This window comes from Streptomyces sp. NPDC028907 (assembly GCF_055564995.1).
On record NZ_JBVHVE010000007.1, the window covers coordinates 1 to 14,985 of the forward strand.

Consider the following 14,985-nt stretch of genomic DNA (forward strand, 5'->3'; position numbering starts at 1 on the left):
CCTGCGCGATCTGGCACAACCGCACCATCGGCGCACCCATCACCAGGTCACTGATCGCCTACGACCACTGAGCCACATCGGAACTACTCGTCTAGGGGCCCTCCATTGCAGGCAGCCCCGCTCGACTGGGCGGGGCCCGGGCAGGGCCGGGTTGTCAGTGGCCGCCCGTAGGGTGGCCGAATGAGCGAACGTGCCTCTCGGACCACTGCCTTCGGCCTCTCCGCGGCTCTGACCCGCGCCGCCGTCGCCGCCCTGCGCGCCAAGGCGCCCGGCGGCGGTGAGCGCTGGGAGCGGAAGAACTACGCCGGGCGGACCGTGGAGTTGTACGCCGGGCCCGCCTCCGCCCTGGCGGCCGCGGTCGGGGCCGGGCGGGTCTCGCCGGCCGCGGGGGCCGCCGTCGCGGTCGCGGGCATCTGCGGCGGCTACGACGACGTGGCGGGCGCCGATGACCCCCGCCGTGGGTTCCGGGCGCATCTCGGCGCGCTTCGGGACGGTGAAGTCACCAGCGGGACCGTCAAGTTGTTCGGGATATCGGCCGCCGGGCTCGTCGCGGGGGCCGTCATGAAGGAACGGCCCCTGGACAAGCTGCTCGCCGGGGTCGTGATCGCCGGCGCCGCGCACTTCGTGAACCTGGTGGACGTACGGCCCGGACGGGCCGCCGCCACGGTGCTCGCGCTCGGTGCGCCGGGGCTGCTGCGCCCGGGACATGCCGGCGCGCTGGCCGCCGGTGCCATGGGAGCCGCCGCGGCCGTAGTGCCCGACGACCTCGGGGAGCGGGCGATGATCGGCGACACCGGCGCCCATGCGCTGGGCGCGGCCCTGGGTGCCGCTGTCGTCGCCGGGAACGGCCGGGCCGGACTGGTCGCGCACGCCGCCGCCCTCGTGGCCGCGGCGGTGTACGGCGACAAGGTGAGCGAGGTCGCGCGGGGCGCCACCGCGCCGTGAGGTCGGTGAGGCTCGGTCCGCCACGCCGGTGCACGCCGGTCGCCGAAACGTGCTCCACGCGCGCATGTTCGGCCACAAACCCCACCCCGGATCACTCGTGCAGGTGACTCCGGCCACCGAGTTGCCCGGCACCAGGGCCGCCCGGGGCCTGCCGGCGTTCCCGGAACGGCCGTACGTCCTGGCATCCTTGGCGTAAACACGTCGTACGCGTAGGGATTCTCGCGGTGCACCCGGTCCGCCCGATCCTTCTGTACGTTCTTCGTGACCGCCCGACCCGAAGCAGGAGCCCCGGCCAGGTGACCCCCGTGAGCAGCCACGCACCGCACGGCCAGTCCTCGCTGCGCACCGTGCAGGTGCTGGGCGGTGGCAACGCCGGCAGCAGCGCGCATGTGCGATCACTGGCGTCGGGGCTGGTCGCGCGGGGCGTGCGGGTCACCGTGTGTGCCCCCGTCGAGGCCGAGCAGCTCTATGACTTCACCGGAGCCGGCGCCGACCATGTGCACGTGCCGCGCAGCAGCGATCCCGGCTCGGTGGCGGCCCTGCGGGCGGCGTGCGCGGACGCCGACCTGGTGCACGCGCACGGACTGCACGCGTCCTTCCGCGCGGTCCTGGCGCTGAGCGGGCGGCGTACCCCGCTCGTCGTCACCTGGCACGACCGGGCACATGCCGAGGGGGCCCGCGCCCATCTCGTACGGCTGTTGGAACGGCGGGTCGTCAAGGCCGCCTCCGTCGTGCTCGGAACCACCTCGGCGCTGGTCGACCGGGCCCGCCGGACCGGCGCCCGGGACGCGCGCCTGGCCGCGGTCGCCGTGCCCGGACCACCCCTGCGTGCCGTCGAGCACGACGACCCCGACCGGCTGCGGCCCAAGGTCCGGGCCGAACTCGGGGCCACCGGGCGACCGTTGCTGATCGCCGTCGGCTCGCTGGAGCGGCATCGCGGGTACGACGTGCTGCTGGACGCCTCGCGCGGGTGGCTGCAGCTCGACCCCGTGCCGTTGGTCGTGATCGCGGGGGAGGGAGCGCAGCGGGCCGAGCTCCAGCGGCGGATCGAGGACGAGGAACTGCCCGTACGGCTCATCGGGCGGCGCGACGACGTGTCCGAGCTGCTGGCCGCCGCCGATGTGGCGCTCCTGCCGAGCAGTTGGGAGTCGCGGTCCGTTCTCGCCCAGGAGGCGCTGCACGCGCGCGTGCCGCTCGTCGCCACCGAGGTGGGCGGCGTGCCGGAGCTCGTCGGCGACGCGGCCGAACTCGTCCCCTACGGTGATGCGAAGGCCCTCGCCGACGCCGTCGTACGGCTGCTCGACGACCCCGAGCGGCGGGAGCTGCTCAGGGAGCGCGGTGTGCGGCAGACGGCCACCTGGCCGACCGAGGACGAGACGGTGGCCCAAGTCCTCAGTGTGTACGACGAGTTGACCCAGACCCGGTTCGTGATCTAGACGCCGAGATTCCTGATCCGGACACCGACACGCGGGTCCGCCTCCCGGACGTCTACCCCGCGTGTCTGCGCGCCCGCAGCGCCAGGCTCAACGCCAGCACCGTCTGCGGGTCGTCGAGGTCGGTGCCCAGCAACTCGCCGATGCGGGCCAGCCGGTTGTAGAGCGTCTGCCGGTTGAGGTGCAGCTCGCGGGCCGTTTCCGCCTTGCGGCCCGCGTGGGCCAAGTACGTCTCCAGGGTGGGCAGCAGGGGCGGTTTCGAGCGGTTGTCGTGGTCGCGGAGCGGGCCGATCGCACGGTCCACGAAGGCCGCGAGGTCCGGATGGTCACGCAGCCGCCACAGCAGCAGGTCGATGTCCAGACGCCGGGCGTCGTACCAGGGGCGGTCGGTCAGGCCCTGCGCCGCCGTCGCCGTCTCCGCCGCGTGTCTGAGGCCCGCCGAGGCCGCCGCCCAGCCACCGGCCACGCCGACGACCACGACCGGCGGCGGCGCCCCGGGCCGCTGCACCCCGGCCCGCTCCACGCCCGCCCGCAGCGCCACCGCGACCCGGTCCGCGACCGCCGACCGGTCCGCCTCCGCACGCAGCCCCAGCAGCAGCGGCACCCGGCCCTCCACGGGCCGTACGCCCAACAGCACCGGCACACCGACGGAGGCAAGCTCCTCGCCGACCGCACGCGCCAGCACCGCCCAGCCTCCCCCTGGCGACAGCGCGTCCCCCAGCCGCATCACGACCGGCAGCAGCAAGCCGTCACCCGGCTTGAAGCCCAGCACGCGCGCCTGTGCCGGGGCGTCCTCGGCGGCGACCCGGCCCTCCGCGAGGTCGGTCAGGAAGTCGCCGCGCCCGCGCGCCGCCAGCTCCTCCTCCTGCCGTGCCTGCATCAGCACCACGGCCAGGATGCCGGCGGCCCGCTCGGCGGCGATCCGGTGCACCGGTGAGAGAGGGCCCCGTACGGGAAGGAGCGCGAGACGGGCCCGGACCGACACCGTTCCCGGGCCGCCCCCCGGAACGTCCACCAGCACCGAACCGGCGGGCGGCGGCCCGTCCTTGTGCTGCCCCCGCAGCCCCTCCCACACCTGAAGCGGATCCGCACCCTCCGGACCTGCCCCGGCGGCGTACAGCAGCTGTCCGTCCGTCGTCTCGAGGAACACCGGGTTGCCGCTGAAGTCGGCCAGGATGCCGAGCACCTGGGGCACTCCGCCGCCGCCGAGCAGGGCCTGCGTGCACCGTCGGTGCACCTCCTCCGCCCGCTGCAGCAGCGCGTAGTGGCCGTTGACGATCTCGGTGTGGATCTCCTCGGTGACCGTCACGAACGGCACCTCGCGATGCAGCTGGACCAGCGGGAGACCGGCCGCGCGTGCCGTGTCGACCAGCGTGGCGGGCAGCCGGGTGAAGCGGGTGCCGAGCTCGATGACCAGGGCCGCGATGCCCCGCTCGGCCAGGGTGCGCACGAACGCCCGCTGGTCGGCGGGGCGGGTGCCGATGCCGTAGCCCGTGGTCAGCAGCAGTTCCCCGCCCTTCAGCAGCGAGGCGATGTTGGGCACCTCGCCCGCGTGCACCCAGCGCACGGTCCGGCCCAGCCGGTCGGCGCCCGCGAGGACCTCCGGGAGCCCGCTGCGCAGACCGGGCAGCTCCAGCGCCCGGCGCACGGTGATCCCGGCGCTGTGGGTGTCGAATCCGCTGCTCATACCGCCCGTACCGCTGTCCATGAGGCGGACGCTACCCGTGGGCTCGCCGCCACGACATATCCGGACCGTCGCGTGCCTGTCGCGGAGGGGATCATCGCGCCGGGTTGGGGCGCGCTCGGCGGGGTAGCGGCGTCGGCATGGACTTCAGCGTGGTTGCCGTGGCACGGGAGGACGACAGTCCCATCGAGGAGCCGCTGCGGGTGGCGGTCGCCGCCGATCGGCTCGGGTACCGCGAGGTGTGGGCGGGGGAGGGGCCGACCTGGGACTCCTTCGTCCTCGCCGCGGCCATCGGACGGGCCACCGAGCGGGTCGCGCTGACGGCCGGTCCCGTGGCGGTGTCGGTGCGCGAGCCGTTCGGGATCGCACGGGGTGCCGCGTCGGTCGCCGCCGTCACCGGACGGCCGGTCGGGGTGGCGCTGGGGACGTCCAGCAAGCGGGTCGTCGAGGGCGTGCACGGGGTGCCGCGGGTGCGGCCCGCGGCGGCGATGGAGGCCTCCGCCGCGGCCCTGCGCGTCTTCCTGCACGGCGAGCCCGGTGAGCCGATCGTCCCCGGCAGTGCCTTCCCGCGCCGCCTCCCCCCGCCCGGCGGTCCGCTCACCGTCGCCGCCTTCGGCGACCGCGCCATCGCCACGGCCGCGACGCACGCCGACCGGATGCTGCTCGACATCGTCTCGCCGGACCAGGTGCGGACGCTGCGGGCCAAGCTGACGGCGGCCGCGGAACGCGTGGGCCGTACGCCGCCGACGCTGGCCTCCTGGCTGCCGGCCGCCGTCGACCCGGACCCGGAGTCCCTCGCGCAGGTCCTGCGCAGCGTCGCCGGGTATCTGACGGTGCCGGGCTACGGCGACATGTTCGAGGCGGCCGGTTTCGGGGAGGCGGTCGAGCTGGCCCGTACCGGCGCCGGCCTCGGCACACTGGTCCGGGCACTGCCCGCGACGGCGGCCGGCACGGTCGGTCTGGTGGGCGACCTGGACACCGTACGCGCGCGCGTGGCGCAGTACGCCGACGCCGGGCTCGACGAGATCGCCCTCGTCCCGGCGACGGCCGGCGATCCGGGCGGGGAACGGACGCTGACGGCGTTCCGGCGGGCCTGGTGACGGTGGTCAGGCCGGACGGATGTTGTGGTTGAACCGGAAGACGTTGTCCGGGTCGTAGCGCCGCTTCAGCTCCGCCAGCCGACGGGTGTTCCCGGCGCCCAGGCCGGCCACCACACGATCCGCGCCCTCGTCGCCGATGAAGTTCAGATAGACCGCGCCGCTGCTCCACGGCTGTACGTCCGCGCGGACCTCACGCACCCACTGCCGGCACCGCTCGTCGTCCGCAGGGTCCTGCCACATGCCGTACGGGTGAACCGCCCAGGGCGCGTCCCGGTACGGCACCGGGTACTCGTGCGGACCGGCGGCGACCGCCCCGCCCTGCGGCAGGAGCGCGTGCTGGGTGCCGGTCGGCACGGGCATGGACCGCCCGGCCGCACAGTAGACGTCGACGAAGTCGTCCGGCGCGCCCGTCAGGTACTCCGCCGACCAGTAGTGCCGCATGCCGGGCGGGTCGTCGATCATGCACTGCACATCGGCGTACGGCATCGGGCCGACGATCTCCGCCTCGTGCGGCAGCGCCAGCAGCGGCTCGGCGTACCTGCGCATGTCCTGCTCGGCACCGGCGTACGTCAGGAGCGCACCGCACACCAGATCGCCGACGAGGGACGGCGGTACGAACTCCTCGGGCGGGCCGGTGAAGTGGATGACGCCGCCGCTCACCTCGTCCGGGCCGGACTCGATCACGTCACGGAAGGTGCGCACGGCGTCCGGCGCGAACTCGGGCCGGTACAGCACCATCGCGATGGCGAAGTCGGGCAGCTCGTGCAGCTTCAGGGTGATCGCGGTGGCGATGCCGAAGTTGCCGCCGCCGCCGTGCAGGGCCCAGAACAGGTCCGGGTTCTCGTCCGCGCTCGCGTGGACCCGGCCGCCGTCGGCGGTGACCAGCTCCACGCCGAGCAGATTGTCCACGGCGAGCCCGCACCAGCGGTCCAGCCAGCCCGTGCCACCGCCGAGCACGAAGCCGCCGACGCCGGTCGTGGAGGCCCGGCCGCCGGTCGTGGCGAGGCCGAACACCTCGGTGGCGCGGTCCAGGTCGCTCATCGTCGCCCCGCCCGCGACCCGCACCGCCTCGGCCGCCGGGTCGACGGTGACCGCGCGCATATGGCGCAGGTCGACGACCAGGCCGTTGTCGTTCGACGCCATGCCCGCGACGCTGTGCCCGCCGCCGCGCACCGCGATGTGCAGATCCAGATCGCGGGCGAAGCGCACGGCGCGGACGACGTCGTCCTCGTCCACGCACTGCGCGATCACGGCGGGCCGCCGGTCGATCATGGTGTTGAAGACGACCCGCGCGTCGTCGTAACCGAAGTCCCCCGGCGCGAAGACATCACCGGCGAGATCCTCGCGCAGCGCGGCGAGGGCCGCGCCCGCCTTGGAGTGGGTAGCCATGGCCGCCCCCTTCCGACAAGGGGCAAGACAAGCGGCAATCGCTTGCTTCCAGGCTAGGCGGGCGCGATACGGGCGTCCTGTCGAGCGGTGCGGCGGCCGCTCGGCTCAGCCCCCGTAGGCCCCGGACGCCGTCAGCCGCAGGGCCGTGTCGATCAGTGGAACGTGGCTGAAGGCCTGCGGGAAGTTGCCCACCTGGCGCTGCAGGCGCGGGTCCCACTCCTCGGCCAGCAGACCGAGGTCGTTGCGCAGCGACAGCAGCTTCTCGAACAGCTTGCGGGCCTCGTCGACGCGGCCGATCATCGCCAGGTCGTCCGCCATCCAGAACGAGCAGGCGAGGAAGGCGCCCTCGTCGCCGGGGAGTCCGTCTACGCCCTCGTCGTCGCCCTGGGTCGGGTAGCGCAGGATGAAGCCGTCCGAGGTGGACAGCTCGCGCTGGATGGCCTCGATGGTGCCGATGACGCGCTTGTCGTCCGGCGGCAGGAAGCCCATCTGCGGGATCAGCAGCAGCGAGGCGTCCAGCTCCTTCGAGCCGTACGACTGCGTGAAGGTGTTGCGCTCCTTGTCGTAACCCTTCTCACACACGTCCCGGTGGATGTCGTCGCGCAGCTCGCGCCACCGCTCCAGCGGGCCGTCGGCGTCGCCGGACTCGATGAGCTTGATGGTGCGGTCGACGGCGACCCAGGCCATGACCTTGGAGTGCACGAAGTGGCGGCGCGGGCCGCGTACCTCCCAGATGCCCTCGTCGGGCTCGTCCCAGTGGTCCTCCAGGTAGCGGATGAGCTTCAGCTGGAGCAGGGAGGCGTAGTCGTTGCGGGCCAGGCCCGTCATGTGGGCCAGGTGCAGGGCCTCGGTGACCTCGCCGTAGACGTCCAGCTGGAGCTGGTGCGCGGCGCCGTTGCCGACCCGGACCGGTGCGGAGGCCTCGTAGCCGGGCAGCCAGTCCAGCTCGGCCTCGCCCAGCTCGCGCTCGCCCGCGATGCCGTACATGATCTGCAGGTTCTCCGGGTCGCCCGCGACCGCCCGCAGCAGCCACTCGCGCCAGGCGCGGGCCTCCTCGCGGTAGCCGGTGCGCAGCAGCGAGGACAGGGTGATGGCCGCGTCGCGCAGCCAGGTGTAGCGGTAGTCCCAGTTGCGGACGCCGCCGATGTCCTCGGGCAGGGAGGTCGTCGGCGCGGCGACGATGCCGCCGGTCGGGGCGTACGTCAGCGCCTTCAGCGTGATCAGCGAGCGGACCACCGCCTCGCGGTACGGGCCGTGGTATGTGCAGTGCTCGACCCACTCGCGCCAGAAGTCCTCCGTCGCCTCCAGCGACTGCTCCGGCTCCGGCAGCGCCGGCGGCTGCTTGTGCGAGGGCTCCCAGGAGATGGTGAACGCGATCCGCTCACCGGGGGCGACCGTGAAGTCCGAGTACGTCGTCAGGGACTTGCCGTAGGTCTCGGTCTCCGCGTCGAACCACACCGAGTCCGGACCGGCGACGGCGACCGTGCGGCCCTCGTGCTTGTGCACCCACGGCACGACCCGCCCGTACGAGAAACGCATCCGGAGCGCCGAGCGCATCGGCACCCGGCCCGAGACGCCCTCGACGATCCGGATCAGCTGGGGAGCGCCGTCACGCGGCGGCATGAAGTCGATCACCCGGACCGTGCCGCGCGGCGTGTCCCACTCGGACTCCAGGATCAGCGAGTCGCCGCGGTAGGTGCGCCGGGCCGCGGTCGGCGGCGGCGCGTCGGAGGCGTGGGCGGGGCCGAGCCGCCAGAAACCGTGCTCCTCGGTGCCCAGCAGCCCGGCGAAGATGGCATGCGAGTCGAAGCGGGGCAGGCACAGCCAGTCCACTGTGCCGTCCCGGCAGACCAGCGCCGCGGTCTGCATGTCTCCGATGAGTGCGTAGTCTTCGATGCGCCCGGCCACGTGCATCTCCAGTCGAACGGCCACGTCACCCCCTTCTGACAAGGGGGCTCTCGCTTGGTGCGGTCAAGGGGTGGGTTTTGTCATGCGTCGTTGAGCGATGAAGCAAAGCAGTCGTCTCGGCCGTGAGGCAAAACGACAGTCTCTTCTCGACAATCTCTGCTCAACGAACTGACGAGCTCTCGTTGTTCCGGTGGTTACGGGCGAGGGGTGGTGCCGTGATACCGGCCGGGCCCGGCAGCGAATGTCCGAGCAGGATACGACGCACGTAGATGATCTGCGTGCCGCTCCGGGCAACCCGGGTCGGCCGAACGGGTGAGCAAGGGGTGACCGATGGGTGGGAACCAGGTGGGGCGTGCGGATCCGTGCCGACTCGTGTGCGGAGCGTGGCCGGAAGCCATCGGTCCTAGTCGCTGATACCCTGGTAGCCCGTGGACCGGTGGGCGTGAAGACCCCCGAACCGCACTTCAAGATCGCGACCACGGGAGCCCCCTCTTGGCCATGCCAAAATCCACGACGACCAAGCACATCTTCGTCACCGGGGGTGTCGCCTCCTCGCTCGGCAAGGGCCTGACGGCCTCCAGCCTCGGCATGCTGCTCAAGGCCCGGGGTCTGCGTGTGGTGATGCAGAAGCTGGACCCGTACCTCAATGTCGACCCTGGCACGATGAACCCCTTCCAGCACGGCGAGGTGTTCGTCACCAACGACGGCGCCGAGACCGACCTGGACATCGGCCACTACGAGCGCTTCCTCGACCGCGACCTGGACGGTTCGGCGAACGTCACCACCGGCCAGGTCTACAACACGGTGATCGCCAAGGAGCGGCGCGGCGAGTACCTCGGCGACACGGTGCAGGTCATCCCGCACATCACCAACGAGATCAAGCACCGCATCCGCCGCATGGCGACGGACGAGGTCGACGTCGTCATCACGGAGGTCGGCGGCACGGTCGGCGACATCGAGTCGCTGCCGTTCCTGGAGACCGTCCGCCAGGTCCGTCACGAGGTCGGTCGTGACAACGTCTTCGTCGTCCACATCTCGCTCCTGCCGTACATCGGCCCCTCGGGAGAACTGAAGACGAAGCCGACCCAGCATTCGGTTGCGGCGCTGCGCAACATCGGTATCCAGCCAGACGCGATCGTGCTGCGCTGCGACCGCGAGGTGCCGACCGCCATCAAGCGGAAGATCAGCCTGATGTGCGACGTCGACGAGGCGGCGGTTGTCGCCTGTCCGGACGCCCGCTCCATCTACGACATCCCCAAGACCGTGCACGGCGAGGGCCTGGACGCCTATGTCGTCCGCAAGCTGGACCTGCCGTTCCGGGATGTGGACTGGACGACCTGGGACGACCTGCTCGACCGCGTCCACAACCCCGACCACGAGATCACCCTCGCGCTGGTCGGCAAGTACATCGACCTGCCGGACGCGTACCTGTCGGTCACCGAGGCGCTGCGCGCGGGCGGCTTCGCCAACAAGGCCCGCGTGAAGATCAAGTGGGTCACCTCCGACGACTGCAAGACCCCGGCCGGCGCCAAGCAGCAGCTCGGTGACGTCGACGGCATCTGCATCCCGGGCGGCTTCGGCGACCGCGGCGTGCTCGGCAAGGTCGGCGCGATCAAGTACGCCCGCGAGAACAAGATCCCGCTGCTCGGCCTCTGCCTGGGCCTGCAGTGCATCGTGATCGAGGCGGCGCGCCACCTGGCCGACATCTCCGACGCCAACTCCACCGAGTTCGACCCGGCCACCGGCCACCCGGTGATCTCCACCATGGCCGAGCAGCTCGACATCGTCGCCGGTGAGGGCGACATGGGCGGCACCATGCGCCTGGGCATGTACCCGGCCAAGCTGGCCGAGGGCTCGATCGTGCGCGAGGTGTACGACGGCAAGGAGTACGTCGAGGAGCGGCACCGTCACCGGTACGAGGTGAACAACGCCTACCGGGCGGAGCTGGAGAAGAAGGCCGGCATCCTGTTCTCCGGCACGTCGCCCGACGGCAAGCTCGTGGAGTACGTGGAGTACCCGCGCGAGGTCCACCCCTACCTGGTGGCCACGCAGGCCCACCCCGAGCTGCGCTCGCGCCCGACGCGCCCGCACCCGCTGTTCGCCGGGCTGGTGAAGGCGGCCGTCGAACGCCGGCAGGGCGGCGGCGCAGGCAAGAATTCGAAGTAACACGAGAGTTGTACGGTGGCCGGGGTGCAAACCTTCAAAGGTGGGCACCCCGGTTTTCTTTGCGCACGTGGAAGGGCAGGGCATGACGATCAAGGACACCCCCGAGGACTGGGAGGTCCGGGCGACGGACACCCCCTTCGTGGGCAACAAGACCTCCGTCCGCACGGACGACGTGGTCATGCCCGACGGCTCGGTGGTGCGACGCGACTACCAGGTCCACCCCGGATCGGTGGCGGTCCTCGCCCTCGACGCCGAGGACCGGGTCCTGCTCATCAAGCAGTACCGCCACCCGGTGCGCGAGAAGCTGTGGGAGATCCCGGCCGGACTGCTCGACGTCCCCGGTGAGAACCCCCTGCACGCCGCCCAGCGCGAGCTGTACGAGGAGGCCCACGTCAAGGCCGACGACTGGCGGGTCCTGACGGACGTCTACACCACCCCCGGCGGTTGCGACGAGGCCGTGCGGATCTTCCTCGCCCGCGGGCTGTCCGAGGCGGACGGCGACCGCTTCGAGGTGGAGGACGAGGAGGCCGACATGGAGCACGCGCGCGTGCCGGTCGACGAGCTGGTCCGGGGCGTCCTCGCGGGCGAGCTGCACAACAACTGCCTCGTCGTGGGCGTCCTGTCGCTGGTCGCCGCGCGGGCCTCCGGCGGGGTGGACGGGTTGCGGTCGGCGGATGCGCCCTGGCCCGCGAGGCCGTTCGAGGCGTGAGCGCTCCGCTGGGGGAGCCGGACGACCACGGGGGCTCCGCGGCGGGTCGTCCGGTCGCCTGCGGCGCCGTTGTGGCTGAGCGCGCAGTTCCCCGCGCCCCTGGGGCGTTGCCGTGACGCTCGTCAGTAAGTGCCGGTCCCGCCACCTGCTGGACAGCGCCGGTCGTACCATCTGCTGATCCGGTCGGGGGATGTATCCGCCGTGCTGCGCCCAGATCGTCGCAGAGCGTGAACTAGGCTCTGGAAACGCCCTGACCGGAGTCCCGGCGGGCTTGCGCGTGCGTGGGACGGGAGCGTGGCCCGTGACGGATCAGGTGGTGGACACAGGCGGCGTGCAGGTGTCGGCTCGGACTTCCGCTGCGAACCAATTCCTCGGCCGCACCCGCGAGTTGAAGGAGCTCCGCGCCGACATCGAGCGCGCGGGCCTGGACACCCTCTCCGGCCGCAAGGCGCCACGCGCGCGTGTGCTGCTCATCGCGGGCCGCCCCGGCTCGGGCCGCACGGCCCTCGCCGAGGAGCTCGTACGGCAGGTGGCGGACCGTTACGCCGACGGCGTGCTGCGCGCCCGCCTCAGCGAACCCGACGGCACTCCCGTCCCCGTCGAGCGCACCGCCCGCGAACTGCTCACGGTCCTGGACAGGCCCGCCCCGGCCGGCGCCGCCGATGACGACCTCACCGCCGAGCTCCGCGAGACCCTCGCCGACCGCCGGGTCCTGCTGCTGCTCGACGACGCGGCCGAGTCCGAGCAGGTCGACGCGCTGCTCCCGGACACGCCGGAGTGCCTGGTCGTCGCCGTCTCCCACGGCCCGCTGACCGGGATCCCGGACGTGCGGCCCTGCACGCTCGGCGGTCTCGACACCAAGTCGGCGGTGGAGCTGCTGTCCCGGCACGCCGGCTCGGTCCGCATCACCGTCGACCCACGGGCCGCCGAGGGCCTCGTCGAGGTGTGCCAGGGCCAGCCGGCCGCGCTGACACTGACCGGCCGCTGGCTCGCCGCCCGCCCCAAGGTGGCCGTCTCCGACCTCGCCAAGCAGGTACGTGCCGAGGGCGAGGAGGGCAGCCCGCTCAGCCGGGTCTTCCGCCTCGTGTACGGCGCCCTGCCGGCGCCCGCGGCCCGGCTGCTGCGGCTGCTCACCCTCGCCCCGGGCGGTGTCGTCGACCCGCACACGGCCTCCGCGCTCGCCGGCTGCTCGGTGGACGGCGCCCGCGCCACCCTGGACGACATCGTCGCCCTCGGCCTGCTGCGCGCCGTGGACTCGCCGCTGCCGCAGTACGAGGTCCCGGCATGTCTGTACCCGCTCCTGAAGGCCCTCACCGAGACCCAGGACCGCCCCGCAGAGCTCCAGCTGGCCCGGGCCCGGATGCTGGAGCGGACCGTACGGCTGCTCCAGTCCTGCCGGGCGATCACCGAGACCGACAGCCCCGAGACCCGCCAGAAGCTCCTCGGCATGCCCCAGGCCCTGCGCTTCCCCAACCCGCGGGCCGCCGCCGAGTGGCTCGGCATCCGCCGGCCCGCCCTGCTGGCCTCGGCCCGCGCCGCGGTCGCCGACGGCGAGCTGGACACCCTCGCCCGCCGTCTGATGTCCCAGCTGGTCAGGGCGATGGTCGCGCACTTCGGCACCCAGGAGGCCGCCGCCGACCTGTACGGCATCCACAGCCTGGTCCTCGATGTCGCCGAGCGCCGGAAGCTGCCCCGCGAGAAGGCCGCCGCACTGCTGAACCTCGGCGACCTCGACGCCCGGACGGGGCGTACGCGCGAGGCGCTGGTGCGGTACCGGGCCGCGCTGGACGCCGGATGGGAGGCGAACGACCCGTATGCGACCGGCCGCGCGATGGAATCCGTAGGCGGCGCCCATCTGGAGCTCGGGGACTACGACCGGGCCGCCGACTGGTTCGGCCGCGCGCTCGCCCAGCGGCTGGCCCGGGGCGAGCGGGCCGACGCCGCCCGGCTGTACGGCCGTATCGGCGAGGCGCACACCTATGCGGGCCGGTACGGCGACGCGCTGCGCAACTGGCGGGCCGCCGTCGCCGGACACCGCAAGAACGGCGATGTCGCCGGGCACGCACGGGCGTTGAGCGAGCTGGCCCGGGTCCAGGAGTACGCCGGCCGGCCCGAGGAATCGCTGCGCACCTGCCAGGAGGCGGTGGAGTGGGCGCGGCGCGCCGAGGACGTACGGCTCCAGGGGGCCCTGCATCTGCGGCTCGCCGACACGCTGGACCATCTCGGCGACTCGTCGGCGGCGCAGCTGCACCGCGGCGCGGCCGAGCGGATGCTGGGAGAGGAGCCTCGGGAGCCCGATGCGGCGGTGCCTGAGCCCGGGCAAGACGCTTTCGAGCCGGAACACGACGCTAACGCCTGCGAAATCCGTAGTACATCCGCTGAAGATTGATGCAATGAAAGGCTAGACAGCGGGAACACCTTCATTAGACTGGCTCTGCCGCACCTTCTCCTGCGGTGTACCCCGGTGTGCCCGCGCATGCCTGGGAATGTCATGCAATGCCCCACACCCTCTGAGCCAAGGACCGTGATCGACGTGAAGGTCGGCATCCCCCGCGAGGTCAAGAACAACGAGTTCCGGGTGGCCATCACCCCCGCCGGCGTGCTGGAGCTGGTGCGCCACGGCCACCAGGTCGTCGTCGAGCAGAACGCCGGTGTCGGCTCGTCGATCCCGGACAGCGAGTACGTCGCCGCAGGCGCCCAGATCCTGCCGACCGCCGACGAGGTGTGGGCCGCCGCCGACCTGCTGCTGAAGGTCAAGGAGCCCATCGCCGAGGAGTACCACCGCCTCCGCAAGGACCAGACGCTCTTCACCTATCTGCACCTGGCCGCCTCCAAGGAGTGCACGGACGCCCTCGTGGAGTCCGGCACCACGGCGATCGCCTACGAGACGGTCGAGCTGCCCTCCCGCGCCCTGCCGCTGCTCGCCCCCATGTCCGAGGTGGCCGGCCGGCTCGCCCCGCAGGTCGGTGCCTACCACCTGATGCGCGCCGGCGGTGGCCGCGGCGTGCTGCCCGGCGGCGTCCCCGGCGTGCCGGCCGGCAAGGCCGTCGTCATCGGCGGTGGCGTCTCCGGCTGGAACGCCGCGCAGATCGCCATCGGCATGGGCTTCCACGTGACCCTGCTCGACAAGGACATCAACAAGCTCAAGGAGGCTGACAAGATCTTCGGCACGAAGATCCAGACCGTCGTCTCCAACGCCCTGGAGCTGGAGAAGGCCTGCCTCGAGGCCGACCTCGTCATCGGCGCCGTCCTCATCCCGGGCGCCAAGGCCCCGAAGCTGGTCACCAACGAGCTGGTCTCCCGGATGAAGCCGGGAAGTGTCCTTGTCGACATCGCGATCGACCAGGGCGGCTGCTTCGAGGACTCGCACCCCACCACCCATGCCGAGCCGACCTTCCCGGTCCACAACTCGGTCTTCTACTGCGTCGCCAACATGCCGGGTGCGGTGCCCAACACCTCCACCTACGCGCTGACCAACGCCACGCTGCCCTACATCCTCGAACTCGCCGACCGGGGCTGGGTGGAGGCGCTGCGCCGCGACGCCGCGCTGGCCAAGGGCCTCAACGCGCATGACGGCAAGGTGGTTTACCGGGAGGTCGCCGAGGCGCACGGCCTGGAGCACGTGGAGCTGGAAACGCTGCTCGGCTGAGC

Annotated in this window: 10 protein-coding genes; 7 read left to right on the forward strand and 3 right to left on the reverse strand. The window is 72.4% G+C overall.

Going from position 1 to position 14,985, the window contains the following annotated elements; all coding sequences use genetic code 11:
- Positions 1-180 precede the first annotated feature (180 nt).
- Both ACZ4UU_RS22100 and ACZ4UU_RS22105 read left to right on the forward strand, forming a co-directional pair.
- Positions 181-945: a hypothetical protein gene (locus ACZ4UU_RS22100; RefSeq protein ID WP_471905103.1), complete on the forward strand. Its 765-nt coding sequence runs from the start codon at positions 181-183 to the stop codon at positions 943-945.
- A gap of 296 nt (positions 946-1,241) precedes the next feature.
- The gene (locus ACZ4UU_RS22105) at positions 1,242-2,381 is read left to right on the forward strand and encodes a glycosyltransferase family 4 protein (protein ID WP_471905104.1); all 1,140 of its coding nucleotides are present in this window, start codon (positions 1,242-1,244) and stop codon (positions 2,379-2,381) included.
- Between the two features lie 52 nt (positions 2,382-2,433).
- Here the strand turns inward: ACZ4UU_RS22105 and ACZ4UU_RS22110 are convergent, their stop codons facing one another.
- A complete protein-coding gene (locus ACZ4UU_RS22110; RefSeq protein WP_471905105.1) occupies positions 2,434-4,086 on the reverse strand; it encodes a PucR family transcriptional regulator in 1,653 nt (550 codons plus the stop codon).
- A 116-nt stretch (positions 4,087-4,202) separates the two neighbouring features.
- Between ACZ4UU_RS22110 and ACZ4UU_RS22115 the strand changes: the two genes are divergently transcribed.
- A complete protein-coding gene (locus ACZ4UU_RS22115; RefSeq protein ID WP_471905106.1) occupies positions 4,203-5,162 on the forward strand; it encodes an LLM class F420-dependent oxidoreductase in 960 nt (319 codons plus the stop codon).
- A gap of 6 nt (positions 5,163-5,168) precedes the next feature.
- Here ACZ4UU_RS22115 and ACZ4UU_RS22120 read toward each other — a convergent pair whose 3' ends face one another.
- Positions 5,169-6,551 (reverse strand): FAD-binding oxidoreductase, encoded by a 1,383-nt coding sequence (locus ACZ4UU_RS22120; protein ID WP_471905107.1) that lies wholly within the window; start codon positions 6,549-6,551, stop codon positions 5,169-5,171.
- Positions 6,552-6,656: 105 nt separating this feature from the next.
- Complete coding sequence (locus tag ACZ4UU_RS22125) at positions 6,657-8,459, reverse strand: glycoside hydrolase family 15 protein (protein ID WP_471905480.1); 1,803 nt, start codon at positions 8,457-8,459, stop codon at positions 6,657-6,659.
- A gap of 498 nt (positions 8,460-8,957) precedes the next feature.
- On the opposite strand from ACZ4UU_RS22125, the gene ACZ4UU_RS22130 reads away from it, so the two are divergent.
- The 4 genes from ACZ4UU_RS22130 to ald all read left to right on the forward strand — a co-directional run bounded on the left by ACZ4UU_RS22130 (position 8,958) and on the right by ald (position 14,983).
- Entirely contained in the window at positions 8,958-10,625 is a 1,668-nt protein-coding gene (locus ACZ4UU_RS22130) for a CTP synthase (protein WP_471905108.1), read from the forward strand.
- A gap of 82 nt (positions 10,626-10,707) precedes the next feature.
- On the forward strand, positions 10,708-11,334 hold the full coding sequence (locus ACZ4UU_RS22135) for an NUDIX domain-containing protein (RefSeq protein WP_471905109.1): 627 nt from the start codon (positions 10,708-10,710) through the stop codon (positions 11,332-11,334).
- 301 nt (positions 11,335-11,635) lie between these two features.
- The gene (locus ACZ4UU_RS22140) at positions 11,636-13,723 is read left to right on the forward strand and encodes a tetratricopeptide repeat protein (protein WP_471905110.1); all 2,088 of its coding nucleotides are present in this window, start codon (positions 11,636-11,638) and stop codon (positions 13,721-13,723) included.
- A gap of 135 nt (positions 13,724-13,858) precedes the next feature.
- The gene (gene ald / locus ACZ4UU_RS22145) at positions 13,859-14,983 is read left to right on the forward strand and encodes an alanine dehydrogenase (protein ID WP_471905111.1); all 1,125 of its coding nucleotides are present in this window, start codon (positions 13,859-13,861) and stop codon (positions 14,981-14,983) included.
- The last annotated feature ends 2 nt before the right edge of the window (positions 14,984-14,985 follow it).

Excerpts from the sequence above, each read along its gene's own strand:
- ACZ4UU_RS22130 (WP_471905108.1), top strand. The coding sequence starts at position 8,958 with ATGCCAAAATCCACGACGACCAAGCACATCTTCGTCACCGGGGGTGTC.
- ACZ4UU_RS22100 (WP_471905103.1), top strand. The coding sequence starts at position 181 with ATGAGCGAACGTGCCTCTCGGACCACTGCCTTCGGCCTCTCCGCGGCT.
- ACZ4UU_RS22110 (WP_471905105.1), bottom strand. The coding sequence starts at position 4,086 with ATGGACAGCGGTACGGGCGGTATGAGCAGCGGATTCGACACCCACAGC.
- ACZ4UU_RS22120 (WP_471905107.1), bottom strand. The coding sequence starts at position 6,551 with ATGGCTACCCACTCCAAGGCGGGCGCGGCCCTCGCCGCGCTGCGCGAG.
- ACZ4UU_RS22135 (WP_471905109.1), top strand. The coding sequence starts at position 10,708 with ATGACGATCAAGGACACCCCCGAGGACTGGGAGGTCCGGGCGACGGAC.
- ACZ4UU_RS22115 (WP_471905106.1), top strand. The coding sequence starts at position 4,203 with ATGGACTTCAGCGTGGTTGCCGTGGCACGGGAGGACGACAGTCCCATC.